The organism is Pseudomonas sp. MWU12-2345 (genome assembly GCF_023242385.1).
Lineage (GTDB): Bacteria > Pseudomonadota > Gammaproteobacteria > Pseudomonadales > Pseudomonadaceae > Aquipseudomonas > Aquipseudomonas gingeri_D.
Genome location: NZ_JALLJA010000026.1, coordinates 48064 through 73072 on the forward strand (window position 1 = coordinate 48064; position 25009 = coordinate 73072).

Below are 25009 nucleotides of genomic sequence, written 5' to 3' on the forward strand. Positions count from 1 at the left end.
TGGCCCTTGAAGTGCGCGAGTCAGAGGCTGCGAGCAACCTGGACCTTCTCGTAGACTTCGATCTTGTCACCGACCTTGACGTCGTTGTAGCTCTTCACGCCGATACCGCATTCCATGCCGGCACGCACTTCGGAAGCGTCATCCTTGAAGCGGCGCAGGGATTCCAGCTCGCCTTCGAAGATAACGATGTCTTCACGCAGTACACGGATTGGACGGTTACGGTGAACAACACCCTCGATCACCATGCAACCGGCGATCGCGCCAAACTTCGGCGAGCGGAACACGTCACGCACTTCAGCGGTACCCAGGATGTTCTCGCGAACATCGCTGCCCAGCATACCGGTGAGGGCTTTCTTGACGTCTTCGATGATGTCGTAGATCACGTTGTAGTAACGCATATCCAGACCTTCCTGCTCGACGATCTTCCGTGCGCCAGCATCGGCACGCACGTTGAAGCCGAACAGTACAGCGTTGGAGGCCAGTGCCAGGTTGGCGTCGGACTCGGTGATACCACCGACACCGCCACCGACAACACGCACTTGCACTTCGTCGTTACCCAGGCCGTTCAAGGCGCCGTTCAACGCTTCCAGCGAACCACGGACGTCGGATTTGAGGACGATGTTAAGCGTCTTCTTCTCTTCCTGGCCCATGTTCTCGAAGATGTTCTCAAGCTTGCCGGCGTGTGCACGGGCCAGTTTGACTTCGCGGAACTTGCCTTGACGGAACAGAGCCACTTCACGGGCTTTCTTCTCGTCGGCAACCACGCTCATCTCGTCGCCAGCGTCCGGGGTACCGTCCAGGCCGAGGATCTCGACCGGGATGGAAGGACCGGCTTCCTTGATCGGCTTGCCGTTCTCGTCGAGCATGGCCCGTACACGGCCATAGTTCGAACCGACCAGGACCATGTCGCCTTGGCGCAGGGTACCGTCTTGAACCAGAACGGTAGCCACCGGGCCACGACCTTTGTCGAGACGCGATTCAACCACGACGCCACGGCCAGGAGCCGACGGAGTCGCTTTCAGTTCAAGCACTTCGGCTTGCAGCAGGACCGCTTCGAGCAACTCGTCCACGCCGGTACCGACTTTCGCCGAAACCGATACGAACGGGGTGTCGCCGCCCCACTCTTCCGAGGTCACGCCATGAACCGACAGTTCGCTACGGATGCGATCGAGATCGGCGCCCGGCTTGTCGATCTTGTTCACCGCAACCACCAGTGGAACACCGGCGGCCTTGGCGTGCTGGACAGCTTCAATGGTCTGCGGCATTACGCCGTCGTCCGCTGCAACCACCAGGATCACGATGTCAGTGGCCTTGGCACCACGGGCACGCATCGCGGTAAACGCGGCGTGGCCCGGGGTGTCGAGGAACGTGACCATGCCGCGATCGGTTTCAACGTGGTACGCACCGATGTGCTGGGTGATACCACCGGCTTCGCCGGCCGCTACCTTGGCACGACGGATGTAGTCGAGCAGCGAGGTCTTACCGTGGTCAACGTGGCCCATGACGGTCACGACCGGTGCACGGGAGAATGCTTCACCTTCGAACTTCAGGGACTCGGCCAGGGAATCTTCCAGGGCGGTGTCGCTGACCAGGGTCACTTTGTGGCCCAGTTCTTCAGCAACCAGCTGGGCAGTTTCCTGGTCCAGTACCTGGTTGATGGTGGCCGGGGTACCCAGCTTGAACATGAACTTGATGATTTCAGCAGCCTTGACCGACATCTGCTGGGCGAGATCGCCAACAGTGATGGTCTCGCCGATCTTCACTTCACGCACGATAGGGCCGGTTGGGCTCTGGAAACCGTGGGCGTTGCGTTTCTTCAGCTTGGCCTTGCCGCGACCGCCACGACGGAAACCGTCGCTTTCTTCGTCGGTAGTGCGCGGAGCCACACGTGGCGCCGGCGCCTTTTCCTTGACCGAAGCACGGTGCGGGGCGTTCTTGCGTTCGCCATCGCCACTGCCGCTACGACGATTGCTATCGTCGGCACGTGGCTTGTCCGGGCGACGCGGTTCTTCGCGCTTGCGCTCGACGGCTGGTGCAGGAGCGGCCGCCGCGACTTCACGGACAGGCTCGGCAGCGACAACAGGTGCCTGGGCAACGGCTTCGACCACCGCAGCGTTACCCGGAGCAGCAGCAGGCTGGCGGCGCGCTTCTTCTTCGGCGCGACGCTTGGCTTCTTCTTCAGCCTTTTGACGAGCCGCATTCTCTACGGCACGACGTTCTTCCAGCTCGCGCTTGCGCTCGGCTTCGATTTCTTCCGGGCTGCGTTGTACGAAGACTTTCTTCTTGCGTACTTCAACGCTGATGCTTTTGCTACCGGCAACACGCAGGGTGCTGGTGGTCTTGCGCTGCAAGGTAATCTTGCGCGGCTCTTCCACTTTAGCCTTGTGGCTGCTTTTCAGGTGAGTCAGCAGCGATTGCTTCTCACTGTCGGTCACATGTTCCTCGGCGGCGGTGTGTGGCAGACCTGCCTCACGCATCTGCTGCAACAGGCGCTCTACCGGTGTTTTGACCTCATCGGCCAGTTGTTTCACCGTGACTTGCGTCATGCACTTCTCTCCTCAGGCCGCGCCTAATTACTCGAACCAATGGGCTCGGGCGGCCATGATCAACTTGCCGGCACGATCATCGTCAATGCCGTCGATGTCGAGCAGGTCGTCAATAGACTGCTCGGCCAGGTCTTCGCGGGTAATTACGCCGCGCACCGCCAGTTCCATCGCCAAATCCTTGTCCATACCCTCAAGCGAGAGCAGGTCTTCGGCCGGATGGGCGTCTGCCAGCTTTTCCTCAGTAGCGATGGCTTTAGTCAACAAACGATCCTTGGCCCGAGCGCGAAGCTCGTTGACGGTGTCTTCGTCAAAGCCATCGATGTTGAGCATTTCTTCCAACGGTACGTAGGCAATCTCTTCCAGGCTGGTAAAGCCTTCATCAACCAGTACCTGCGCCAGATCTTCGTCGACTTCCAGCTCGTCGATGAAGTTGCGCAGAATGTCACCGGTCTCTGCTTGCTGCTTAGCCTGGATGTCCGATTCGGTCATCACATTCAGGGTCCAGCCGGTCAACTGGCTGGCCAGACGCACGTTCTGACCACCGCGACCGATGGCCTGAGCGAGATTGTCTGCGCCGACGGCGATGTCCATCGCGTGGGCATCCTCGTCAACGATAATTGCCGCGACTTCCGCCGGCGACATGGCGTTGATCACGAACTGCGCCGGGTTGTCGTCCCACAGGACGATGTCCACGCGCTCGCCGCCCAACTCGCCGGAGACGGCCTGGACGCGCGAACCGCGCATACCAATGCACGCGCCTTGCGGGTCGATGCGTTTGTCCTTGGAGCGGACCGCGATCTTGGCGCGCGAACCCGGGTCACGGGACGCGGCCATCACTTCGATCAGGCCTTCGGCGATTTCCGGCACTTCGATACGGAACAGCTCGATCAGCATTTCCGGCGCGGTACGCGACAGGATCAACTGAGGGCCGCGGTTCTCGGTGCGGATTTCCTTGAGCAGGGCACGCACGCGCACGCCGACGCGGAAAGTCTCGCGGGAAATGATGTCTTCGCGGGCCAGCAGCGCTTCGGCGTTGTTGCCCAGGTCAACGATAACGTTGTCACGGGTAACTTTCTTCACGGTGCCGGAGATGATTTCCCCCAGGCGCTCGCGATAGGCGTCGACGACCTGTGCACGCTCGGCTTCGCGAACCTTCTGCACAATGACTTGCTTGGCGGTCTGAGCGGCGATGCGACCGAATTCGATGGACTCGATCTTGTCTTCGACGACGTCGCCAACCTTGGCGCCTGGGTGGGTTTCTGCGACTTTGCTCGGCCAGGTCTCGATCGCCGGATCATCAAGATCGGCTTCCTCGACGACTGTCCAGCGACGGAAAGTCTCATAGGCACCGGTGTGGCGGTTGATTTCCACACGCAGGTCAACTTCGTCTTCAAAGCGCTTCTTGGTAGCGGTCGCCAGAGCAATCTCCAGCGCCTCAAAAATCACGCTTGCCGGTACACCCTTTTCGTTGGATACCGACTCAACAACCAGCAATACTTCTTTGCTCATCGTACGCCTCGCCTTTCGCAAGCCATTGGATCCGCGGGATCCGCGTCTCAGTCAAAACTGGGAATAATGTTGGCCTTGTCGATCAAATCGATCGGCAACAGGAACTCATGGTCTTCCACCTGCACCACGATGTCCTGCTCTTCCACTCCACGCAGAAGGCCCTGAAAATTACGTCGACCTTCGAACGGCGAGCGCAACTTTATCTTCACTTGTTCGCCGGCATGCGAGGCAAACTGTTCAAGGGTGAACAGCGGGCGTTCCATGCCAGGAGAGGAAACCTCAAGGGTGTATTCATTGGTGATGGGGTCTTCGACGTCCAGGACACCACTGATCTGGCGGCTGACGATGGCACAGTCGTCCACCAGCACACCGCCTTCTTTATCGATATAAACGCGCAACACGGAATGGCGACCTTGAGCCGAATACTCAATACCCCAGCATTCATAGCCAAGGGCCACGACCACCGGGGCCAACAAGGCCTGCAACTGTTCTAGCTTGCTCGACACCTGAACCCCCTCGTGCATCTCTGTGCATGCAATAGAAATAAACAAAAAATGGGCGAATCGCCCATCCCTGAAACGCCGTCGAACAGCGGCGTCATGAAGTACCCAGCCAACAAAAAGCCCCTGAAAAGGGGCTCCGCTAAAACTGGTTGCGGGGGCCGGATTTGAACCGACGACCTTCGGGTTATGAGCCCGACGAGCTACCAGACTGCTCCACCCCGCGACAAAGCTGGGGCGGAAGTATACGACCGATCCCTTGCAGGGTCAATGTAACCTTCCACCTACAAGAAAGCCCGCAACAGCGGGCTCTCCTGATAATTGGTACCGAGAAGGGGACTCGAACCCCTACACCCTATGGGCACAACCACCTCAAGGTTGCGTGTCTACCAATTCCACCACCTCGGCAATACAACGTTTACAGCATGAAACCCATTTTACTTCTGCTCTGGAGCCTTGGGTACATCAGTCGGTGAGGCCGACTTTGGTTCCTGGAGCACCGGTACATCATCAGATGCCGGTTTCTGCTTTGGCACTTCCAACACCGCTGGGTTTGGCAAACCTACTTGAGTCAGCTCATGAGCTTTCTCTTTAGCAAAGTAACCTAACCCCAAGCTGGTTATGAAGAAACCTGCGGCAAGTATAGCAGTAAACTTACTAAGAAAGGTAGAGGAACCTTGGCTTCCGAACACAGTATTTGAAGCACCTGCCCCGAAAGACGCACCAGCGTCCGCACCTTTACCCTGTTGCAGCAATACCAGAGCGACAACGCCCAGGGCACCCAACAGATGAAGAACGACTACGACTGTTTCCAGCATTTTTTCAGTTTCCCGCGGCGCGACAGATCGCACCGAACTCATCTGCATTCAGGGAAGCCCCACCAATGAGCCCCCCATCGATATCCGGCATGCCGAACAGTTCGACCGCATTGGCCGCCTTCACGCTGCCGCCGTATAGAAGCCGCACACCTTGTGCGACCTCAGAATTCTTTGCCGCCAACTGCGCGCGAATGGCGGCGTGCACATCCTGCGCCTGTTGCGGCGAAGCTGTCAGCCCGGTGCCAATGGCCCAGACCGGTTCGTAAGCGATGACAGCCTTGGCAAAAGCGCCGACACCCAGCTCCTCGATAATACTGTCCAGCTGACGCGAAACCACTTCCAGCGTCTTGCCGGCCTCACGCTGCTCCAGGGTTTCCCCTACACAGAGCACCGGAATCAAACCACAGGCCTGCGCTGCCGCAAACTTGCGAATGAGGACCGCATCCGACTCACCCATGATCAGGCGACGTTCGGAATGCCCTACCAGCACCAGGGAACACCCTGCATCGAGCAACTGACTCGGTGCAACTTCACCGGTCAAGGCGCCCTGCTGGGGCTCCACCGCCGAGTTCTGCGCACCCACCAGAATCGATTTGCCTTCCAAGCCTTCAACCACTTGGCTGATATGCAGGCAAGACGGGAATACCGCCACATCGACACCGCTCGGCAAGGCCAGGTCACGCAGGCCGTTGATCAGCTCGACGACGCTGGCGCGGGTACCGTGCATCTTCCAGTTACCAGCTACCATTGGGCGACGCATGCTGTACCTCGCAGGTCAAAGTGGGCGCAGATGTTACCCAACCACATCCTCACTGGCAAGCCGAAATCAGGCGCAAACTTCAGTCACCAGTTTTGCCAGTGCATCGGCGTGACCACGGACCATCGCTTCGTCCTCGCCTTCGACCATTACCCGCACCAACGGCTCGGTACCGGACTTGCGCAACAGCACCCGGCCGCGACCGTTCATGGCCTCGGTGACACGCTCGCAAGCCTGCATCACCTTCGGGTGTTTGACCGGGTCGACGCCGCCGGCAAAACGCACATTGACCAGCACCTGCGGGCACTTGCGCAGCGCCTGGCGCGCCTGGGCCAGACCTTCACCACGGCGGCGCAGGGCCATCAGGGTTTGCAACGCGGCGATGATCGCATCACCGGTAGTGGTGTGATTCAGGCAGAGAATATGCCCGGAGTTTTCCCCCCCCACCAGCCAGTTGCGCTCCAGCAACTCGGCAATCACATAACGGTCGCCGACATTGGCGCGCACGAACGGGATATCCAGCTCCTTGAAGGCCAGCTCGAGCCCCAGGTTGCTCATCAAGGTACCGACCACACCGCCGTTCAGCTTGCCACGCTCGGCCATATCCCGGGCAATGATGAACACCAGTTCGTCACCATCCACCACGGCGCCGGTGTGATCGACCATCAGCACCCGATCGCCGTCGCCGTCGAAGGCGATGCCCAGGTCCGCCTGCTCGGCCAGCACCGCCGCCTGCAGCGACTTCATATGGGTCGAACCGCAGTTGTCGTTGATGTTCAGACCGTTGGGCGCCGCCGACAGGGCGACGACCTGCGCGCCCAGTTCGCGAAACACACTCGGCGCGACCTTGTAGGTGGCGCCGTGGGCACAGTCGATAACAATCTTCAGGCCCGCGAGATTGGTCCCCGACGGCACGCTGCTCTTGCAGAATTCGATATAGCGACCGGCCGCGTCATTGATCCGCGAGACCTTGCCGAGCTTTTCCGACTCGACCACGGTCATCGGCGCATCGAGCAATTCCTCGATCATCAGTTCGACATCGTCCGGCAGCTTGGTGCCCGCGCCAGAGAAAAACTTGATGCCGTTGTCGTCATGGGGGTTGTGCGACGCGCTGATCACGATCCCCGCCTCGGCATGAAAGGTCCGGGTCAGGTAGGCGATGGCCGGCGTCGGCATCGGCCCCAACAGCATCACATCGGCGCCGGCAGCAGAAAGACCGGCTTCCAGGGCGGACTCGAACATATAGCCGGAGATCCGCGTGTCCTTGCCAACCAGCACCTTGCAGGCACCCAGTTTGCGGAACGCCATGCCGGCGGCCCAACCGAGCTTGAGCATGAAGTCCGGGGTGATCGGGTACTGCCCTACGCGCCCACGAATACCGTCGGTGCCGAAGTATTTTTTCTTCATCAGAACTCCATCGTTCTTATTGTGCAGCGTCGACGGCAGCAATCATGCGCACCACGTCGACCGTTTCGGCGACATCGTGCACACGAAGAATCCGTGCGCCCTTGCTTATCGCCAATGCCGCCAGGGCCAGGCCGCCATAGAGGCGCTCACCGACCGGGCGACCAAGGGCCTGGCCTATCATGCTCTTGCGCGAGACGCCGACCAATAGCGGCCGCCCCAGGGCATGCAAGGCTTCCATATGCTTGAACAGACTCAGGTTGTGCGCCAGGGTCTTGGCAAAGCCAAACCCCGGGTCGAGCACAATGCGCTCGGCGGCGATACCGGCTGCCGCACACTGCTCCATGCGCTCGGCGAGAAAAGCCACCACCTCGCCCGTGACATCATCGTAATGGGGGTTGTCCTGCATATTGCCCGGCTCGCCGAGCATATGCATCAGACAGACCGGCAAGCCAGTCGCAGCAGCGGCCTGCAGGGCACCGTCACGCCGCAACGAGCGCACGTCATTGATCAGGCCCGCGCCCAAGCGAGCGCTCTCGAGCATGACCTGCGGCGTGGACGTATCGACCGAGATGATCACATCCAGTTCCCGATGGATACGCTCGACCACCGGCGCGACACGCTCCAGCTCCTCCAGAGGAGAAACCACGGGCGCACCGGGACGGGTCGACTCGCCACCGATATCGATCAGCGTCGCCCCCGCCTCGACCATGGCCTGCGCATGGCGCAAGGCGGCATCGAGGTGATTGAAACGACCACCATCGGAAAAGGAATCAGGGGTGACGTTGAGGATGCCCATGACATGCGTCCGGGCCAAATCAAGAACCCGGTTGCCGCAAGGCAACCGGGTCGAGGACTGAACAGAAGTCATTTCAAACCTTAATGATCAGCCGCGGGGCCGCCGATCGGCGTTTCTGGTCGTTCGTTCTGGACCACCGGCGGAGTACCCGAGGTGCCCGAACCGCCTTCCCAATCGCGTGGTTCACGCGGCGGGCGACCAGCCATGATGTCGTCGATCTGCTCGGCATCGATGGTTTCGTACTTCATCAGCGCGTCCGCCATGGCGTCGAGCTTGTCGCGGTTATCCGTCAGGATCTGCTTGGCCGTGCCGTAGCACTGGTCAATGATGCTGCGCACTTCCGAATCGATCAGCTTGGCCGTTTCGCCGGAGAAGCTGGCGTTCTGACCGCCGCCGCCACGACCCAGGAATACTTCCTGGTCTTCCTCGGCGTACATCAGCGGACCCAGTTTCTCGGACAGGCCCCACTTGGTGACCATGTTCCGGGCAATCTGGCTGGCACGCATGATGTCGTTGGAGGCGCCGGTGGTGACACCGTCGAAACCCAGGGTCATCTCTTCAGCGATACGGCCGCCATACAGCGAGCAGATCTGGCTGATCAGCGCACGCTTGGACAGGCTGTAGCGATCTTCTTCCGGCAGGAACATGGTCACACCCAGCGCACGACCGCGCGGGATGATAGAGACCTTGTAGACCGGATCATGCTCGGGCACCACACGACCGACAATGGCGTGACCGGCCTCGTGATACGCGGTGTTCTGTTTTTCCTTCTCGGACATGACCATGGATTTGCGCTCGGCGCCCATCATGATCTTGTCTTTCGCCAGTTCGAACTCTTTCATCTCGACGATGCGCTTGCCGGCACGCGCGGCGAACAGGGAAGCCTCGTTCACCAGGTTGGCCAGGTCGGCACCGGAGAAGCCCGGCGTACCCCGCGCAATCACCGCCGGCGCGACGTCGTCGCCCATTGGCACTTTACGCATATGCACTTTGAGAATCTGTTCGCGACCGCGGATATCCGGCAAGCCGACCACGACCTGGCGGTCGAAGCGACCAGGACGCAGCAGGGCCGGGTCGAGTACGTCAGGACGGTTGGTGGCGGCAATCACGATGATGCCGTCGTTCATCTCGAAACCGTCCATCTCCACCAGCAACTGGTTGAGGGTCTGTTCGCGCTCGTCGTGACCGCCACCCATGCCGGCACCACGGTGACGACCGACCGCATCGATTTCATCGATGAAGATGATGCAAGGCGCGTGTTTCTTCGCCTGCTCGAACATGTCACGGACACGGCTGGCACCGACACCGACGAACATCTCGACGAAATCGGAACCGGAAATAGTGAAGAACGGCACCTTGGCTTCGCCGGCAATCGCCTTGGCCAGCAAGGTTTTACCGGTACCCGGAGGACCGACCATCAGCACGCCGCGAGGAATCCGGCCGCCCAGGCGCTGGAACTTGCCCGGATCGCGGAGGAACTCCACCAGCTCGCCGACTTCTTCCTTGGCTTCGTCGCAACCGGCGACGTCGGCCAGGGTGGTTTTCACCTGGTCTTCGGAAAGCAGGCGCGCCTTGCTCTTGCCGAAACTCATCGGCCCGCCCTTGCCGCCCGCACCGCCCTGCATCTGGCGCATGAAGAACATGAACACCGCGATGATCACCAGGATCGGGAAGCTGGCGACCAGCAATTGGGTCCAGATGCTCTGCTGCTCAGGCTGCTTGCCTTCGACCACGACGTGGTTGTCCACCAGGTCGCCGATCAGGCCATTGTCCTGGATGGCCGGACGGATGGTCTTGAAGCTGTCGCCATCGTTGCGCTTGCCGGTGATCACGTAGCCGTCCACGGCAACGCGCTCGACTTTGCCATCCTTGACCTGCTGGATGAAGTCGGAGTAGTTGAGGGTCTGCGGCTCGTTAGGACTGGAGAAGTTGTTCATCACCGTCACCAGGACAGCCGCGATGATCAACCACAGGATCAGATTCTTTGCCATATCGTTCAATTAACTACCCTCATGAAGCGGGATCCGCTACTGGCGCGCGCTTCGCATGATATTCACCGGCATAACTTACTACATTACCTACAGATCCTGCAGGCGCCGTCTGTAACCCTTTGTGAAACAATCACTACACAATATGCGCTTATTCTCACGGGGCGAAATACGAAAAACCTATCGCCCCGGCCAAGAACCTCGTCTTACTCGATCCGTCCGCGGAAGCCACGACCCAGCAAATACTGCTCGCGGGACCGATCACGGGAAGACGACGGCTTGCGCGTCTGGACCTTGTCAAACAGCTTGCGGAAGTTCTTGTGGTACTCGTCGAAGCCTTCGCCCTGGAAAACCTTGATCAAAAAATCACCACCGGGGCGTAGGACGCGTCCGGCGAGATCGAGAGCCAGTTCACAAAGGAACATCGAACGCGGCATATCCACTTCGGGTGTACCACTCATATTGGGGGCCATATCGGAAATCACAAGGTCCACCTCGGAATTTCCCACTGCCGCGAGGATTTCAGCCAGGACGGAGTCCTCGGTGAAGTCGCCCTTGATGAAGGTCACATCGGGGATGCTGTCCATGTCCAGGATGTCGGACGCGATCAGACGACCCTTGCCACCAATCAGACGACTGGTCACCTGGGACCAGCCACCCGGCGCCGCGCCGAGATCGATCACGGTCATGCCCGGGCGAATGATCCGGTCCTTCTCCTGGATCTCCAGCAATTTGTAGCTGGCCCGGGAGCGGTAGCCGTCTTTTTGCGCCATTTTGACGTATGGATCGTTGAAATGTTCTTTCAGCCAGTTAAGGCTAGTCTTGGAACGGGCCACGGGCCACCTCGAAAAAATAGTCGAATCGCGATTAACTGGGCGGTCCCGGACGCGCTCGGGTAAACTGGCCGCCGCTTTTTACAAGATCAGACGCAGGGGTCAGATTATGCCGCTCACTCAAGAGCAGAAGAAACAGTACAAATCCATCGGCCACCATCTGAAACCAGTATTGACTGTGGCTGACAACGGTTTGACCGAAGGTGTGTTAGCCGAGCTTGAACGCGCATTGGGCGATCATGAGCTGATCAAGATCAAGCTCAATATCCTCGACCGCGAATCGCGCCTGGAGGCCATTGCGCAACTGTGCAAGGCCGGCAAGGCGGATCTGGTGCAAGTCATCGGCAAGATGGCGCTGCTGTATCGCAAGAACTTCAGCGTCAACAAGCAGTTGTCCAACGTCCATCGCTTCAAGTGACGTAGACGGGTCAAGGGTACGCCGTGCGTACCCTGCCACTCTCGCCCGGCACCGGTTGCAGTACCAGCACCAGGCCGCAAAGGCCGAGCACCAGGTAACTGAACAACTGCCAGCGCAATGCATCCGGCAGCCAGGTACGCACCGCGAAATACATCCCGCACGCATACAGCGACATCAGCAGCAATTGCCCGCGCGTATCGCGCCAGAGGCTTGCCCGGCCTTCGGCCTGGAGCAACACCAGGGTCTGCACGATCACACACACCGTGGCAAACCCTATCAATAAAGAGCCCAGCAGGCTATTGATCTCGTCGATCAGCAGCGGTGCCAGGCCGATTTTCGTCAACACCGGCAACAAGCCGATGTGCAGCAGCCACAGGCCGCCGACCCAGAGCATCTGGGTCAGCTGCCAGAGCATGGCGCCCGCACGTAGCGGGCGCCGGCGTTCAGATGTGGCGGACTTCAACAATCTCGTACTCGATAACGCCACTCGGCGTTTTGACAGCCACCACGTCACCCTCTTCCTTGGCAATCAAGGCGCGGGCCAGCGGTGAGCCGACGGAGATCTTGCCGAGTTTGAAGTCGGCTTCGTCTTCACCCACGATGTGGTAAACCACGCTTTCGTCGGTTTCGACGTTGGCGATTTCCACGGTGGTGCCAAAAATCACCTTGCCGGTGTGCGGGATGGTCGTGACGTCGATGATCACCGCGTTCTGCATGCGACCTTCGATGTCACGGATCCGCGCCTCGACCATACCCTGCTGCTCGCGAGCAGCGTGGTATTCGGCGTTTTCCTTCAAGTCACCCAGCTCGCGGGCCGTACCGATGTCCTGGCTCAGCTTCGGACGGACGACCTTGGTCAGGTGAGCATGCTCTTCTTCCAGGGCTTTCGCGCCCTGGACGGTCATGGGGTATTTGATCATGCCTTCAATCCTGCGTGTAGATCCTGCAAGCGACGCACGGTCTTCTCCGGACCGAACTTGAGCGCTTCGCAGATGGCTTCGCCAGCAGCAATGGTAGTGGTGCAGTAGATCTTGTGCTGCAGCGCGTTACGACGAATGGAGTACGAGTCAGCGATCGACTGACGGCCTTCGGTCGTGTTGATGATCAGGGTGACTTCGTCATTCTTGATCATGTCGACGACGTGCGGACGACCTTCCGTCACCTTGTTGACCCGGCGCACTTTCAGCCCGGCCGCTTCGATCAGCTTGGCCGTGCCGGCAGTGGCCACCACTTCGAAGCCCAAGTTGATCAGATCACGGGCCACGCCTGCAACCAGTGGCTTGTCGTCATCACGCACGCTGATAAAGGCGGTACCGCCGGTCGGCAGCACTTCGCTGGCACCCATCTGGGCCTTGGCGAAGGCTTCGCCGAAGGTGTCGCCGACGCCCATCACTTCACCGGTGGACTTCATCTCAGGGCCCAGGATCGGGTCCACGCCAGGGAATTTGGCGAAGGGGAACACCGCCTCTTTCACGCTGTAGAAGTTCGGAATGATTTCCTTGGTGAAGTTCAGTTCCTTCAGGGTCTTACCGGCCATCACGCGGGCGGCGATCATGGCCAGGGAGACACCGATGCACTTGGAGACGAACGGCACGGTCCGCGAGGCGCGCGGGTTGACTTCGATGACGTAGATATCTTCGCCTTGCAAGGCCAACTGCACGTTCATCAGGCCGACAACGCCCAATTCCAGGGCCATTTTCTTGACCTGGTCACGCATCTCGTCCTGGATGTGCGCCGGCAGCGAGTACGGCGGCAGCGAGCACGCGGAGTCACCGGAGTGAACACCGGCCTGTTCGATGTGCTGCATGATCGCGCCGATCACCACGTCGGTGCCGTCGCAGACCGCATCCACGTCCATTTCGATGGCGCAGTTGAGGAAGTGGTCCAGCAGCACCGGGCTGTCGTTGGAGACTTTCACCGCATCACGCAGGTAACGCTTGAGCTCTTCTTCTTCGTAGACGATTTCCATCGCCCGGCCGCCCAGTACGTAGGACGGACGCACCACCAGCGGGTAACCGATCTTGCTCGCGGCACGAATCGCTTCGTCTTCGCTGCGCACGGTGGCGTTTGGCGGCTGACGCAGGTTCAGGCGCTCGACCATCTGCTGGAAGCGCTCACGGTCTTCGGCACGGTCGATGGCGTCAGGGCTGGTGCCGATGATCGGCACGCCGGCCGCTTCCAGGGCACGGGCCAGTTTCAACGGGGTCTGGCCGCCGTACTGGACGATCACGCCTTTCGGTTTCTCGACACGGACGATTTCCAGCACGTCTTCCAGGGTCACCGGCTCGAAGTACAGGCGATCGGAGGTGTCGTAGTCGGTGGACACGGTTTCCGGGTTGCAGTTGACCATGATGGTCTCGTACCCGTCTTCGCGCAGCGCCAGGGCCGCGTGTACACAGCAGTAGTCGAACTCGATGCCCTGGCCGATACGGTTCGGACCGCCGCCGAGGATCATGATCTTGTCGCGACCCGATGGCGCGGCCTCGCACTCTTCTTCGTACGTCGAGTAGAGGTAGGCGGTGTCGGTGGCGAACTCGGCCGCGCAGGTGTCAACGCGCTTGTAGACCGGGAACACTTCCAGCTTGTGACGGTGGGTCCGCAGGTTTTTCTCGGTGACGCCCAGCAGCTTGGCCAGACGCATGTCGGAGAAGCCCTTGCGCTTGAGGCGGAACATCAGGTCGCGGTCGATGGCCGACAGACCCAGGGTCTTGACCTTCTCTTCGTCCTTGATCAGATCTTCGATCTGCACCAGGAACCACGGATCGATCATGTTCATGCCGAAGATTTCTTCGACGGTCATGCCAGCGCGGAAGGCGTCGGCCACGTACCAGATACGCTCGGCGCCCGGCACGGTCAGCTCGCGCTTGAGCACGTTCATGCTTTCCGGATTGCTCAGGTCGAGCTTCTCGTCCAGGCCGCAAACACCCACTTCCAGGCCGCGCAGGGCTTTCTGCAGGGATTCCTGGAAGGTCCGGCCGATGGCCATGACTTCACCGACCGACTTCATCTGGGTGGTCAGGCGGGCGTCGGCTTTCGGGAATTTCTCGAAGGCAAAGCGCGGCAGCTTGGTCACGACGTAGTCGATGGACGGTTCGAAGGACGCCGGGGTCTTGCCGCCGGTGATGTCGTTCGACAGCTCGTCCAGGGTGTAACCCACGGCCAGCTTGGCCGCGACCTTGGCGATCGGGAAGCCGGTGGCTTTCGAAGCCAGGGCCGAGGAACGCGATACCCGCGGGTTCATTTCGATCACGACCATGCGGCCGGTGTTCGGGCAGATGCCGAACTGAACGTTGGAACCACCGGTTTCCACGCCGATCTCGCGCAGTACCGCCAGGGAGGCGTTACGCAGGATCTGGTATTCCTTGTCGGTCAGGGTCTGTGCCGGCGCAACGGTGATCGAGTCACCGGTGTGCACGCCCATCGGGTCGAAGTTCTCGATGGAGCAGACGATGATGCAGTTGTCCTTTTTATCGCGGACCACCTCCATCTCGTACTCTTTCCAGCCGATCAGCGACTCGTCGATCAGCAGTTCCTTGGTCGGCGACAGGTCCAGGCCACGGGCGCAGATTTCTTCGAACTCTTCACGGTTGTAGGCGATACCGCCACCGGTGCCGCCCATGGTGAAGGACGGACGGATGATGCACGGGAAGCCGAGCTTCTCGAGGACCGCATTGGCCTCTTCCATGCTGTGGGCAATACCGGAACGCGGGCAGTCCAGGCCGATGGATTTCATCGCCTTGTCGAAACGCGAACGGTCTTCGGCCTTGTCGATGGTGTCGGCGTTGGCACCGATCATTTCCACGCCGAACTTCTCGAGCACGCCTTCGCGCTCCAGGTCCAGGGCGCAGTTCAGGGCGGTCTGGCCACCCATGGTCGGCAGCAGGGCGTCCGGACGCTCCTTCTCGATGATCTTGGCCACGGTCTGCCACTTGATCGGTTCGATGTAGGTGGCGTCGGCCATGGCCGGGTCGGTCATGATGGTGGCCGGGTTCGAGTTCACCAGGATGACGCGGTAACCCTCTTCGCGCAGGGCCTTGCAGGCCTGGGCGCCGGAGTAGTCGAATTCACAGGCCTGGCCGATCACGATCGGGCCGGCACCGAGAATCAGGATGCTTTTTATGTCTGTACGTTTTGGCATGGGTTTGTCACTCAAATCCGCAGGTCAGTCGGCAAGCCGTTGAACAATCCTAGAAGAGACCCGGGGGGCCGCCGCGTTGCGGGGCCGCCCCGGGTATTCAGGCGATCAACGGCGCTTGGCCATCTCATTGATGAAGCGATCGAACAGCGGCGCAACGTCGTTCGGGCCCGGGCTGGCTTCAGGGTGACCCTGGAAGCTGAACGCGCTCTTGTCGGTGCGCTCGATGCCTTGCAGGGAACCGTCGAACAGCGACTTGTGAATTGCCCGGACATTGGCCGGCAGGGTCGCTTCATCCACGGCAAAACCGTGGTTCTGGCTGGTGATCATGACAACGCCGGTGTCCAGGTCCTGGACCGGGTGGTTAGCACCGTGATGGCCGTGACCCATTTTCAGGGTCTTGGCGCCGGAGGCCAGGGCCAGCAGTTGGTGACCCAGGCAGATACCGAACACCGGGATCTCGGTTTCCAGCACATCCTTGATCGCCTGGATAGCGTAGTCGCATGGCTCAGGATCGCCCGGGCCGTTGGACAGGAACACGCCGTCCGGCTGCAGGGCCAGGACGTCGCTGGCTGGCGTCTGCGCCGGCACGACCGTCACACGGCAGCCGCGCTCGACCAGCATGCGCAGGATGTTGTGCTTGATCCCGTAGTCGTAGGCCACGACATGGTAAGGCAGCTCGGAGGCTTCGATGGTCGCGTGGCTGTCGGTCTTCAAGTCCCAGACCGTCGAGCGCCACTCGTACTGCTCGGTGGTGCTGACGACTTTCGCCAGGTCCATGCCCTTCAGGCCTGGGAAGCCTTGTGCCGCGGCAATGGCCGCGGCTTCGGAAATATTGTCGCCGGCCATGATGCAGCCGTTCTGCGAGCCTTTTTCCCGCAGGATGCGGGTCAGGCGGCGGGTGTCGATGCCGGCGATGGCCACCACGTTGTTGGCCTTCAGGTAATCGGACAGCGACATCGTGTTACGCCAGTTGCTCGCTACCAGCGGCAGGTCGCGAATGACCAGGCCGGCGGACCAGACACGATCGGACTCGACATCTTCCGGCGTGGTGCCGGTGTTGCCGATGTGCGGGTAGGTCAGGGTAACGATTTGCTGGGCATAGGAAGGATCGGTAAGGATTTCCTGATAGCCGGTCATGGCGGTGTTGAACACCACCTCACCAACGGTCTGACCGTCGGCTCCAATGGCTTCGCCGCGAAAAATGCTGCCATCAGCAAGGGCGAGTATGGCTGGCTTAGTCAAGAAGACCTCCCGTAAATAAAGCCTGAAAGGGCGATCGCAGGTTGTAAAAAAGCGGAATGACGTATGGACACGTCACCCCGCTCGTTCACTGAATTATTCTGCGCGCTTTTAGTGGACACACTAAAGCTGTAGCTTACAGAAAAAGGCTTTTTTAATCCACCGCTAATGAGCCGAAAAGGCCAGGGAATGCGACAGGGCGTCGCTTTGCGGTGCGAAACAGGGCGGGCAGACCTTGCCAACCCTGCTCCCGGGACATCAATCAGTGCAGTTCGAGCACATCCTGCATATCGTACAGGCCTGGCGCCTTGCCATCCAGCCACAATGCCGCACGCACCGCGCCCTTGGCGAAGGTCATGCGACTCGAAGCCTTGTGGGTGATCTCCAGGCGCTCGCCCTCGGTGGCGAACAGCACGGTGTGATCACCGACCACATCACCGCCGCGCACCGTGGCAAAACCGATGGTGTCATGTGCCCGCGCACCGACATGACCTTCGCGACCATAGACCGCGACCTTCTGCAGATCACGGCCCAGGGTATCGGCAATCACCTCGCCCATGCGCATGGCCGTTCCCGAAGGCGAATCGACCTTGTGCCGATGATGCGTCTCGATAATCTCGATATCCGCTTCATCGCCCATCACCCGAGCGGTCAGCGCGAGCAACTTCAGCGACAGATTGACCCCGACACTGAAATTGGCGGCGAAGACGATGGGAATATCCTTGCCCGCCTCCACCAGCAACTGCTTCTGCTCGGCGCTCAGGCCGGTGGTACCGATCACCATGGCCTTGCCCGCCTGGCGACAGAACGCCAGGTTTTTCAGCATCACTTCCGGCAGCGTGAAGTCGATCAACACATCGAACCCATCCGCCAGCGCATCCAACCCCTCGGACAACGGCACGCCGATACGCCCCAACGAAGCCAACTCGCCGGCATCCGCACCGACCAGCGAACTGCCGGGACGGACGATCGCCGCCGTCAGAGCGGTGAGCGGAGCGCGTTGCTGCACCGCTTCGATCAGGATCTTGCCCATGCGCCCGGCGGCGCCCATCACAGCTATACGTCGCATGCCTCGCTCCTTACAGGTCGCCGAAGAAACGCTTCATGCCTTCGAACCAACCGCTGGCCTTGGGCGAGTGAGAGCTGTCACCATCCAGGGAGGAGCGGAACTCTTCGAGCAACTCACGCTGGCGACGGCTCAGGTTCACCGGGGTCTCGACGGCCACACGGCACATCAGGTCACCCGCACCGCCGCCACGCACGGGCGCAACGCCCTTGCCGCGCAGACGGAACTGCTTGCCGGTCTGGGTCCCTTCCGGAATCTTCAACTTGACGCGACCGTCCAGGGTCGGCACTTCCAGCTCGCCGCCCAGGGCCGCGTCGACGAAGCTGATCGGCACCTCGCAGAACAGATGCTTGCCGTCGCGCTGGAAAATATCGTGTTCGCGGACATTGATCACGACATACAGATCGCCGGTCGGACCACCCTGGGTACCCGCCTCGCCTTCGCCGGACAGGCGAATACGGTCACCGGTATCGACGCCCGACGGCACTTTCACCGACAGGGTCTTGTACTCTTCCACGCGACCCTGACCATGGCAGGAATCGCACGGATCGGAAATGATCTTGCCCTGGCCATGGCAACGCGGGCAGGTTTGCTGTACCGAGAAGAAGCCTTGCTGCATGCGCACCTGGCCGATACCGCCACAGGTCGGGCAAGTGATCGGCGCGGAACCTTTCTTGGCCCCGGAACCGTCGCACGGCTTGCAGTTGACCAGCGTCGGCACGCGGATATTGACGGTGGTACCGCGTACCGCTTCTTCCAGATTCAGTTCCAGGGTGTAGCGCAGATCACTGCCGCGCTGTGCGCCACCACGGGAACCGCCGCGACCGCCACCAAAGAAATCGCTGAATACATCGCCGAAGATATCGGAGAAATTCTGCCCGCCGAAACCGGCACCGCCGCCACCCATGCTCGGGTCGACGCCCGCATGGCCGTACTGGTCGTAGGCTGCACGCTTGCTGGAATCGGACAGTACTTCGTAGGCCTCGTTGGCCTCCTTGAACAGCTCTTCCGACGCCTTGTCATCCGGATTACGGTCCGGGTGATGTTTCATCGCGAGGCGGCGGTACGCTTTTTTCAGGTCCGCTTCGCTGGAGCCACGCTCGACCCCCAAAACCTCGTAATAGTCACGCTTTGCCATGATTCTTTGCACTCTTGAGGATGTTCGGGACAACCGACTGGAACAGTCCCGCCCCTACCACCAGCACCCGAACGCTGTCGCATGCTGTAAAAATTCGTCTATTCCAGACACGCCAACGCGGGAGCAAGCTCCCGCGCGGCGACATCCTACCAGTCACCGCTCAAGGGCAGTCAACCGGTTGACCTACAAGTGGTTACTTGTGTTCTTTGACTTCTTCGAACTCAGCGTCGACGACGTCATCCTTGTGGTGCGCTTCTTCCTGGGCAGGTTGTGCACCGGCTTCAGGCTTGGCGCCCTGTTCGGCGTACATCTTCTGGGCCACAGGCGCGGAGACCTTGGACAGTTCCTCGACCTTGGCTTCGATAGCGGCCTTGTCGTCGCCTTTGACAGCGGCTTCCAGGGCAACCACGGCCGCTTCGATCGCGGTTTTCTCTTCGGCGGTCACCTTGTCACCGGCGTCAGCAACCATCTTGCGCGTCGAATGCACCAGGGCATCACCCTGGTTGCGGGCACTGGCCAGCTCTTCGAACTTGCGGTCTTCTTCGGCATTGAGCTCGGCATCACGAATCATCTGCTGGATTTCTTCATCCGACAGGCCGGAGTTGGCCTTGATGGTGATCTTCTGCTCTTTGCCGGTGGCCTTGTCCTTCGCGCCGACGTGCAGGATGCCGTTGGCGTCGATGTCGAAAGTCACTTCGATCTGTGGCACGCCACGTGGCGCTGGTGGAATCTCGGCCAGGTCGAACTTGCCCAGGGACTTGTTCTGCGTGGCTTGCTTACGCTCACCCTGCAGGACGTGGATGGTCACGGCGCCCTGGTTGTCGTCGGCAGTCGAGAACACTTGCGATTTCTTGGTAGGAATCGTGGTGTTTTTCTCGATCAGCGCGGTCATCACGCCACCCATGGTTTCGATACCCAGGGTCAGCGGGCTGACGTCGAGCAGCAGAACGTCTTTCACATCACCGGCCAGAACAGCGCCCTGGATAGCAGCACCCATGGCAACGGCTTCGTCCGGGTTAACGTCTTTACGGGCTTCTTTACCGAAGAAATCGGTGACCAGCTTCTGCACCAGCGGCATGCGGGTCTGACCACCGACCAGGATCACGTCGTTGATCTTGGCGACGTCGATACCGGCGTCTTTCAGCGCGATGCGGCAAGGTTCGATGGTGCGCTGAACCAGGTCTTCCACCAGCGCTTCCAGCTTGGCGCGGGAGATTTTCACGTTCAAGTGCTTGGGACCGGTGGCATCTGCGGTGATGTACGGCAGGTTGACGTCGGTCGACTGAGCCGAGGACAGCTCGATCTTGGCTTTTTCAGCAGCTTCTTTCAGGCGCTGCATGGCCAGCGGGTCACCTTTGAGGTTCATGCCGCTTTCTTTCTTGAACTCGTCGACGAGGTAGTCGATCAGACGAATGTCAAAGTCTTCACCGCCGAGGAAGGTGTCACCGTTGGTGGCCAACACTTCGAACTGGTGCTCGCCATCGACTTCGGCGATTTCGATCACCGACACGTCGAAGGTACCGCCACCCAGGTCATAAACGATGACGGTGTGGTCGCCCTTGGCCTTGTCCATACCGTAGGCCAGAGCGGCCGCGGTCGGTTCGTTGATGATGCGCTTGACGTCCAGACCGGCGATACGACCGGCGTCCTTGGTGGCCTGGCGCTGGCTGTCGTTGAAGTAGGCCGGAACGGTGATGACCGCTTCAGTCACAGTCTCGCCGAGGTAGTCTTCGGCGGTTTTCTTCATCTTCTTCAGGATTTCAGCCGAGATCTGTGGCGGCGCCATTTTCTGGCCGTTCACTTCAACCCAAGCGTCGCCGTTGTCAGCCTTGGCGATTTTGTAAGGGACCATCTTGATGTCTTTCTGAACGACTTCTTCGTCGAACTTGCGACCGATCAGACGCTTCACCGCGTACAGGGTGTTATGCGGATTGGTCACCGCCTGGCGCTTGGCCGACTGGCCAACCAGGATTTCGCCATCGTTGGCGTAGGCAATGATCGACGGCGTGGTGCGTGCACCCTCGGCGTTTTCGATCACTTTGGCCTTGCCGTTTTCAAGAATGGAGACGCAGGAGTTGGTAGTCCCCAGGTCGATACCGATAATTTTGCCCATTTCACTCTCCCGAAACTTTGATTTTTTTTACCGCAGCGGTTATGGCCAACTGTGGTAGCACTTAAACGCTTGACTTGTAGATGGGGGGCCTTGCAGCCGATTTCAAGCCTGCTCGTCGATCGTCGGCGAAACCGGCGCCACCGCCTTGCTGACCACAACCATCGCCGGGCGCAGCAGGCGACCGTGCAGCTGATAGCCTTTCTGGAACACCTTCAGCACGCTGTTGGGCTCGACCTCGGCGCTTTCCTGCATGGCCATGGCCTGGTGCAGGGAGGCGTTGAAGGGCTCGCCGTGGGGGTCGATGGCTTCCAGCTGATAACGCTTGAGGGTGTCCTGGAACATCTTCAGGGTCAGCTCGATGCCTTCGCGCATCGGCCGGATGTTTTCATCGTCCGGGTTGGACAGGTCCAGGCCGCGCTCCAGGCTGTCGATGATCGGCAGCAGGTCGCCGGCAAACTTCTCCAGGGCGAATTTGTGCGCCTTTTCCACATCCTGCTCGGCACGCCGGCGGATGTTCTGCAGGTCGGCCGCGACACGCAACCCTTGATCCTGCGCCGCTGCCAGTTGCTCTTCGAGCACCTGGACGCGGGTAGCCAGATCGTCGCCCTGAGCCTGTGCGGCCGAGCCGGCTTCCTGATTTTGCGAATCCAGAGTCTGTTCGTCAGCCATAAAAAACCTCCTTTCAATATCGTCTGCGAGCTCGACTCGCGCTTCTGCCCCGATATATGGGGTCGCAATTTCCAGGTTCAAGGGCCGCCAGCGCGGCAATCGCACCCCGGTCCATCCGCGCGCGATTACAGATCGCGCTAAGAAACCCCGACATTCAAGCCAATCGAACTAAGGGCAAGCATTGTCAGCGCAAATCAAAACACTGTATAAATAACCAGACCTAAAGCCTGGGAGCGGCCTTCATGCTGGTGCACCTGTCCGTACATAACTACGCAATCGTCGAACATCTCGATCTGGAGCTGGATCGCGGGATGAGCGTAATCACTGGCGAAACCGGCGCCGGCAAGTCGATCATGCTCGACGCCCTCGGGCTGACCCTGGGCGATCGCGCCGACAGCGGCGTGGTCCGCCCCGGCGCGGACAAGGCCGACATCCTCGCTACCTTCGACCTCGAGGACATCCCCGAGGCCCGAGCCTGGCTCGCCGAACGCGACCTCGACAACGACGGTCCGTGCATCCTGCGCCGGGTCATTACCGCCGAAGGTCGCTCGCGCGGCTATATCAACGGCTCGCCGTGCCCCCAGGGCGACCTCAAGGCCCTCGGCGAACTGCTGATCGACATCCACAGCCAGCACGAACACCAGTCCCTGCTGAAAACCGACACCCATCGCCGACTGCTCGACGAATACGCCGGCGCCACCGACCTCGCCCGCCAGGTACAGCTTGCCGCCCAGCGCTGGCGCCAGACCCGCCAGGAACTGGAGCGCCTCTCCAATTCCGGCGACGAACAGCGCGCCCGCCACCAACTGCTCAGCTACCAGCTCGAAGAACTCGAGAACCTCGGCCTGGGGGAAAACGAGCTGGGGGACCTGGAGCAGGAACACAAGAACCTGACCAACGCCGAAACCCTGCTCGGCATCTGCCGCCAAGTGGTGGAACAGTGCAGCGAAAGCGACTCGGGCAATGTGCTTAATGCCCTGACCGCGAGCCTCAATCGCCTGTCCAGCGTCAGCAACGGCTCCGGCTCACTGGGCGAAGCCACCAACCTGCTGGCCAGCGCGCAGATCCAGGTCGAGGAAGCCGTCGGCGAACTGAACCGCTTCCTCGACCACTTCGACGCCGACCCGGCCCGGTTGCAACAGCTGGAGGAGCGCCTGGACGCGATCTACACCCTGGCGCGCAAGCACCGCATCCAGCCAACGGAGGTAGCGACCCTCCAGCAAAAGCTGCTGGATGAAATCGAAACCCTCAATGCCAATGACGAAGCCATCGAGCGCCTCACCGAAGAACTCGCGGCTTATGCCCGACACTATCAGGAACGGGCACGGGAACTTAGTGATCTACGTCATCAAGCGGCGACTGGCCTCGCCAATGCCGTGGAACAGGAAATCCAGCGCCTGGGCATGCCCGGAGGGCGCTTCAGCATCGAACTGCACGCCAACACCAGCAACGAACCGCTGCCTTATGGCCTTGAACTGGTCGAATTGCTGGTCAGCGCCAACCCCGGTCAGCCGCTCAAGGCCCTGGCCAAGGTGGCCTCGGGGGGCGAGCTGTCACGGATCAGCCTGGCGATCCAGGTCATCACCGCACAGACCTCGCGCATCCCGACCCTGGTGTTCGACGAAGTGGACGTGGGTATCGGCGGCCCGACCGCCGAGATCGTCGGTCAACTGCTGCGTCGCCTCGGCGAGCGCGGGCAGGTACTGACCGTCACGCACCTGCCGCAAGTAGCGGCGCAAGGGCACCACCATCTATTTGTGCACAAGATGCGTGGCAGCGATGCCACCCGTACGGCAGTCTCGAAACTGAGCAAGGCTGAACGGATCGAAGAAGTCGCGCGCATGCTCGGGGGCATCGACCTGACCAAGGAGTCCCTGGCCCACGCGAAAAAGATGGTGATCACGGCCAAAGCCTGAGTCCGGATATCGACACCCGGAAAAATCCGGCAACAAAAAACACAAAGGCGACCCTAGGGTCGCCTTTGTTCGCTTCGCGAACCGGTATCCGCGACAGACTTATTTTTTCTTTTTACGTACGTACAGCACCAGATTGTGGTCCACCAGCTCGAAATCGTGCTCTTCGGCGATAGCCTTCTGCAGCTTCTCGATTTCCGGGCTGGTGAATTCGATCACCTCGCTGGTATCCACGTTGACCATATGATCGTGGTGCCCGCCGTCCGCCAGCTCGAAGACCGCATGGCCGCCATCGAAATTGTGGCGAACCACCAACCCGGCCGCTTCGAACTGGGTCAGTACACGGTAGACCGTTGCCAGGCCAACATCCTCGCCCGCTTCCATCAGCGCCTTGTAGACATCCTCGGCGCTCATGTGACGCTGCTCGGCGGAATCAAGCATTTGCAGAATCTTGACCCGTGGCAGAGTCACTTTTAAGCCGGCTTTACGTAGTTCGCTATTTTCAACCATGGTCAGCTTTCTCGCGATGCTGCTTCGCAGCTTCTCTTAATACGGGTATGATCGGGGTTTACGTTGTCCCAGCCAAGATAGTGGAAGTCGCCCACCGATGCAAAACACCAAGCTGTTGCTAACCAGTTTTACCTTAGTGGGACTGCTCGCACTCGCCGGTTGTTCATTCCCCGGGGTTTACAAAATCGACATCCAACAGGGCAATGTCGTCACGCAGGACATGATAGACCAGTTGCGCCCGGGAATGACCCGCAAGCAAGTAAGGTTTATCATGGGCAACCCTCTGTTGGTCGACACATTCCACCCCAATCGCTGGGATTACCTGTATAGCCTGCAGCCCGGCGGCGGTGAACGCCAACAGGAGCGTGTCAGCCTGATCTTCAATGCCAATGATCAACTCGCCAGCCTGTCCGGCGACTTCAAGCCCGGCGTAAGCCGCGATGAAGCGATCCTGGGCAAGGACGGCACACAAGTGAACGCTCCGGCGCAGAATGCCGAGAAGCCGCAACCTGAGAAGCCGGTCAAGCCGGGTTCGCTGCTGGACCAGATCCAGAAGGATGTCGACGGCGTAAAAGCCGTACCGGTTCCGACGCCGCAACCGCTGGACACCACGCCGCAGTAAAACGGCGGTACAAAAAAAGCCCGGCATGT

General features: G+C 60.2%; 21 protein-coding genes and 2 tRNA genes. 3 read left to right on the forward strand and 20 right to left on the reverse strand.

Going from position 1 to position 25009, the window contains the following annotated elements; genetic code table 11:
• Positions 1-20: 20 nt before the first annotated feature.
• The 11 genes from infB to rlmE form a co-directional block, all read right to left on the reverse strand.
• The gene (gene infB, locus M5C71_RS31460; RefSeq protein WP_103495486.1) at positions 21-2546 is read right to left on the reverse strand and encodes a translation initiation factor IF-2; all 2526 of its coding nucleotides are present in this window, start codon (positions 2544-2546) and stop codon (positions 21-23) included.
• Between the two features lie 27 nt (positions 2547-2573).
• Positions 2574-4055 (reverse strand): transcription termination factor NusA, encoded by a 1482-nt coding sequence (gene nusA, locus M5C71_RS31465; RefSeq protein WP_100939596.1) that lies wholly within the window; start codon positions 4053-4055, stop codon positions 2574-2576.
• A 47-nt stretch (positions 4056-4102) separates the two neighbouring features.
• A complete protein-coding gene (rimP, locus tag M5C71_RS31470; protein ID WP_177102043.1) occupies positions 4103-4561 on the reverse strand; it encodes a ribosome maturation factor RimP in 459 nt (152 codons plus the stop codon).
• A 143-nt stretch (positions 4562-4704) separates the two neighbouring features.
• Positions 4705-4781: transfer RNA gene (locus M5C71_RS31475), tRNA-Met, on the reverse strand.
• A gap of 96 nt (positions 4782-4877) precedes the next feature.
• Positions 4878-4963 (reverse strand) — tRNA-Leu (locus tag M5C71_RS31480).
• Positions 4964-4992: 29 nt separating this feature from the next.
• Positions 4993-5373 carry a preprotein translocase subunit SecG gene (gene secG, locus M5C71_RS31485; RefSeq protein WP_100939598.1) on the reverse strand — a complete coding sequence of 127 codons (381 nt, stop codon included), beginning with the start codon at positions 5371-5373 and terminating at the stop codon, positions 4993-4995.
• A 4-nt stretch (positions 5374-5377) separates the two neighbouring features.
• Entirely contained in the window at positions 5378-6133 is a 756-nt protein-coding gene (gene tpiA, locus M5C71_RS31490; protein WP_152737623.1) for a triose-phosphate isomerase, read from the reverse strand.
• 66 nt (positions 6134-6199) lie between these two features.
• Positions 6200-7537: a phosphoglucosamine mutase gene (glmM, locus tag M5C71_RS31495; RefSeq protein ID WP_177102011.1), complete on the reverse strand. Its 1338-nt coding sequence runs from the start codon at positions 7535-7537 to the stop codon at positions 6200-6202.
• A 16-nt stretch (positions 7538-7553) separates the two neighbouring features.
• The gene (gene folP / locus M5C71_RS31500) at positions 7554-8405 is read right to left on the reverse strand and encodes a dihydropteroate synthase (RefSeq protein ID WP_248769547.1); all 852 of its coding nucleotides are present in this window, start codon (positions 8403-8405) and stop codon (positions 7554-7556) included.
• Positions 8406-8413: 8 nt separating this feature from the next.
• Positions 8414-10324: an ATP-dependent zinc metalloprotease FtsH gene (gene ftsH, locus M5C71_RS31505; RefSeq protein ID WP_152737626.1), complete on the reverse strand. Its 1911-nt coding sequence runs from the start codon at positions 10322-10324 to the stop codon at positions 8414-8416.
• Positions 10325-10527: 203 nt separating this feature from the next.
• The gene (rlmE, locus tag M5C71_RS31510) at positions 10528-11157 is read right to left on the reverse strand and encodes a 23S rRNA (uridine(2552)-2'-O)-methyltransferase RlmE (protein WP_100939602.1); all 630 of its coding nucleotides are present in this window, start codon (positions 11155-11157) and stop codon (positions 10528-10530) included.
• A gap of 106 nt (positions 11158-11263) precedes the next feature.
• On the opposite strand from rlmE, the gene yhbY reads away from it, so the two are divergent.
• Complete coding sequence (yhbY, locus tag M5C71_RS31515; protein ID WP_100939603.1) at positions 11264-11572, forward strand: ribosome assembly RNA-binding protein YhbY; 309 nt, start codon at positions 11264-11266, stop codon at positions 11570-11572.
• Positions 11573-11582: 10 nt separating this feature from the next.
• Here the strand turns inward: yhbY and M5C71_RS31520 are convergent, their stop codons facing one another.
• The 8 genes from M5C71_RS31520 to grpE form a co-directional block, all read right to left on the reverse strand.
• Positions 11583-11987 (reverse strand): MFS transporter, encoded by a 405-nt coding sequence (locus M5C71_RS31520; RefSeq protein ID WP_152737628.1) that lies wholly within the window; start codon positions 11985-11987, stop codon positions 11583-11585.
• Between the two features lie 28 nt (positions 11988-12015).
• Positions 12016-12492, reverse strand: a complete 477-nt coding sequence (gene greA, locus M5C71_RS31525) for a transcription elongation factor GreA (RefSeq protein ID WP_103494936.1) — start codon at positions 12490-12492, stop codon at positions 12016-12018.
• Positions 12489-15710, reverse strand: coding sequence for a carbamoyl-phosphate synthase large subunit (gene carB / locus M5C71_RS31530; protein ID WP_103494937.1), 3222 nt, complete (start codon positions 15708-15710; stop codon positions 12489-12491). The genes greA and carB overlap by 4 nt, the downstream gene beginning before the upstream one ends.
• 105 nt (positions 15711-15815) lie before the next feature.
• The gene (gene carA, locus M5C71_RS31535; RefSeq protein WP_248769548.1) at positions 15816-16952 is read right to left on the reverse strand and encodes a glutamine-hydrolyzing carbamoyl-phosphate synthase small subunit; all 1137 of its coding nucleotides are present in this window, start codon (positions 16950-16952) and stop codon (positions 15816-15818) included.
• Positions 16953-17211: 259 nt separating this feature from the next.
• Positions 17212-18018: a 4-hydroxy-tetrahydrodipicolinate reductase gene (gene dapB, locus M5C71_RS31540; protein WP_152737631.1), complete on the reverse strand. Its 807-nt coding sequence runs from the start codon at positions 18016-18018 to the stop codon at positions 17212-17214.
• A 10-nt stretch (positions 18019-18028) separates the two neighbouring features.
• Positions 18029-19153 (reverse strand): molecular chaperone DnaJ, encoded by a 1125-nt coding sequence (dnaJ, locus tag M5C71_RS31545; RefSeq protein ID WP_103494940.1) that lies wholly within the window; start codon positions 19151-19153, stop codon positions 18029-18031.
• 193 nt (positions 19154-19346) lie between these two features.
• Positions 19347-21266 carry a molecular chaperone DnaK gene (gene dnaK, locus M5C71_RS31550; protein ID WP_103494941.1) on the reverse strand — a complete coding sequence of 640 codons (1920 nt, stop codon included), beginning with the start codon at positions 21264-21266 and terminating at the stop codon, positions 19347-19349.
• A gap of 102 nt (positions 21267-21368) precedes the next feature.
• Positions 21369-21935, reverse strand: a complete 567-nt coding sequence (gene grpE, locus M5C71_RS31555) for a nucleotide exchange factor GrpE (RefSeq protein ID WP_103494942.1) — start codon at positions 21933-21935, stop codon at positions 21369-21371.
• A 242-nt stretch (positions 21936-22177) separates the two neighbouring features.
• Here grpE and recN point away from each other — a divergent pair, with 242 nt between their 5' ends.
• Positions 22178-23851 carry a DNA repair protein RecN gene (gene recN / locus M5C71_RS31560; protein ID WP_103494943.1) on the forward strand — a complete coding sequence of 558 codons (1674 nt, stop codon included), beginning with the start codon at positions 22178-22180 and terminating at the stop codon, positions 23849-23851.
• A 99-nt stretch (positions 23852-23950) separates the two neighbouring features.
• On the opposite strand, the gene fur is transcribed toward recN, so the two are convergent.
• A complete protein-coding gene (gene fur, locus M5C71_RS31565) occupies positions 23951-24358 on the reverse strand; it encodes a ferric iron uptake transcriptional regulator (RefSeq protein WP_103494944.1) in 408 nt (135 codons plus the stop codon).
• 97 nt (positions 24359-24455) lie between these two features.
• Here fur and M5C71_RS31570 point away from each other — a divergent pair, with 97 nt between their 5' ends.
• On the forward strand, positions 24456-24980 hold the full coding sequence (locus M5C71_RS31570; RefSeq protein ID WP_103494945.1) for an outer membrane protein assembly factor BamE: 525 nt from the start codon (positions 24456-24458) through the stop codon (positions 24978-24980).
• Positions 24981-25009: the final 29 nt, after the last annotated feature.

Coding starts and splice junctions, on each gene's coding strand:
- recN (WP_103494943.1), top strand. CDS start 22,178: ATGCTGGTGCACCTGTCCGTACATAACTACGCAATCGTCGAACATCTC.
- dnaK (WP_103494941.1), bottom strand. CDS start 21,266: ATGGGCAAAATTATCGGTATCGACCTGGGGACTACCAACTCCTGCGTC.
- ftsH (WP_152737626.1), bottom strand. CDS start 10,324: ATGGCAAAGAATCTGATCCTGTGGTTGATCATCGCGGCTGTCCTGGTG.
- dapB (WP_152737631.1), bottom strand. CDS start 18,018: ATGCGACGTATAGCTGTGATGGGCGCCGCCGGGCGCATGGGCAAGATC.
- infB (WP_103495486.1), bottom strand. CDS start 2,546: ATGACGCAAGTCACGGTGAAACAACTGGCCGATGAGGTCAAAACACCG.
- nusA (WP_100939596.1), bottom strand. CDS start 4,055: ATGAGCAAAGAAGTATTGCTGGTTGTTGAGTCGGTATCCAACGAAAAG.
- yhbY (WP_100939603.1), top strand. CDS start 11,264: ATGCCGCTCACTCAAGAGCAGAAGAAACAGTACAAATCCATCGGCCAC.
- glmM (WP_177102011.1), bottom strand. CDS start 7,537: ATGAAGAAAAAATACTTCGGCACCGACGGTATTCGTGGGCGCGTAGGG.
- secG (WP_100939598.1), bottom strand. CDS start 5,373: ATGCTGGAAACAGTCGTAGTCGTTCTTCATCTGTTGGGTGCCCTGGGC.
- grpE (WP_103494942.1), bottom strand. CDS start 21,935: ATGGCTGACGAACAGACTCTGGATTCGCAAAATCAGGAAGCCGGCTCG.
- greA (WP_103494936.1), bottom strand. CDS start 12,492: ATGATCAAATACCCCATGACCGTCCAGGGCGCGAAAGCCCTGGAAGAA.
- fur (WP_103494944.1), bottom strand. CDS start 24,358: ATGGTTGAAAATAGCGAACTACGTAAAGCCGGCTTAAAAGTGACTCTG.
- dnaJ (WP_103494940.1), bottom strand. CDS start 19,153: ATGGCAAAGCGTGACTATTACGAGGTTTTGGGGGTCGAGCGTGGCTCC.
- carB (WP_103494937.1), bottom strand. CDS start 15,710: ATGCCAAAACGTACAGACATAAAAAGCATCCTGATTCTCGGTGCCGGC.
- folP (WP_248769547.1), bottom strand. CDS start 8,405: ATGACTTCTGTTCAGTCCTCGACCCGGTTGCCTTGCGGCAACCGGGTT.
- tpiA (WP_152737623.1), bottom strand. CDS start 6,133: ATGCGTCGCCCAATGGTAGCTGGTAACTGGAAGATGCACGGTACCCGC.
- M5C71_RS31570 (WP_103494945.1), top strand. CDS start 24,456: ATGCAAAACACCAAGCTGTTGCTAACCAGTTTTACCTTAGTGGGACTG.
- M5C71_RS31520 (WP_152737628.1), bottom strand. CDS start 11,987: ATGCTCTGGCAGCTGACCCAGATGCTCTGGGTCGGCGGCCTGTGGCTG.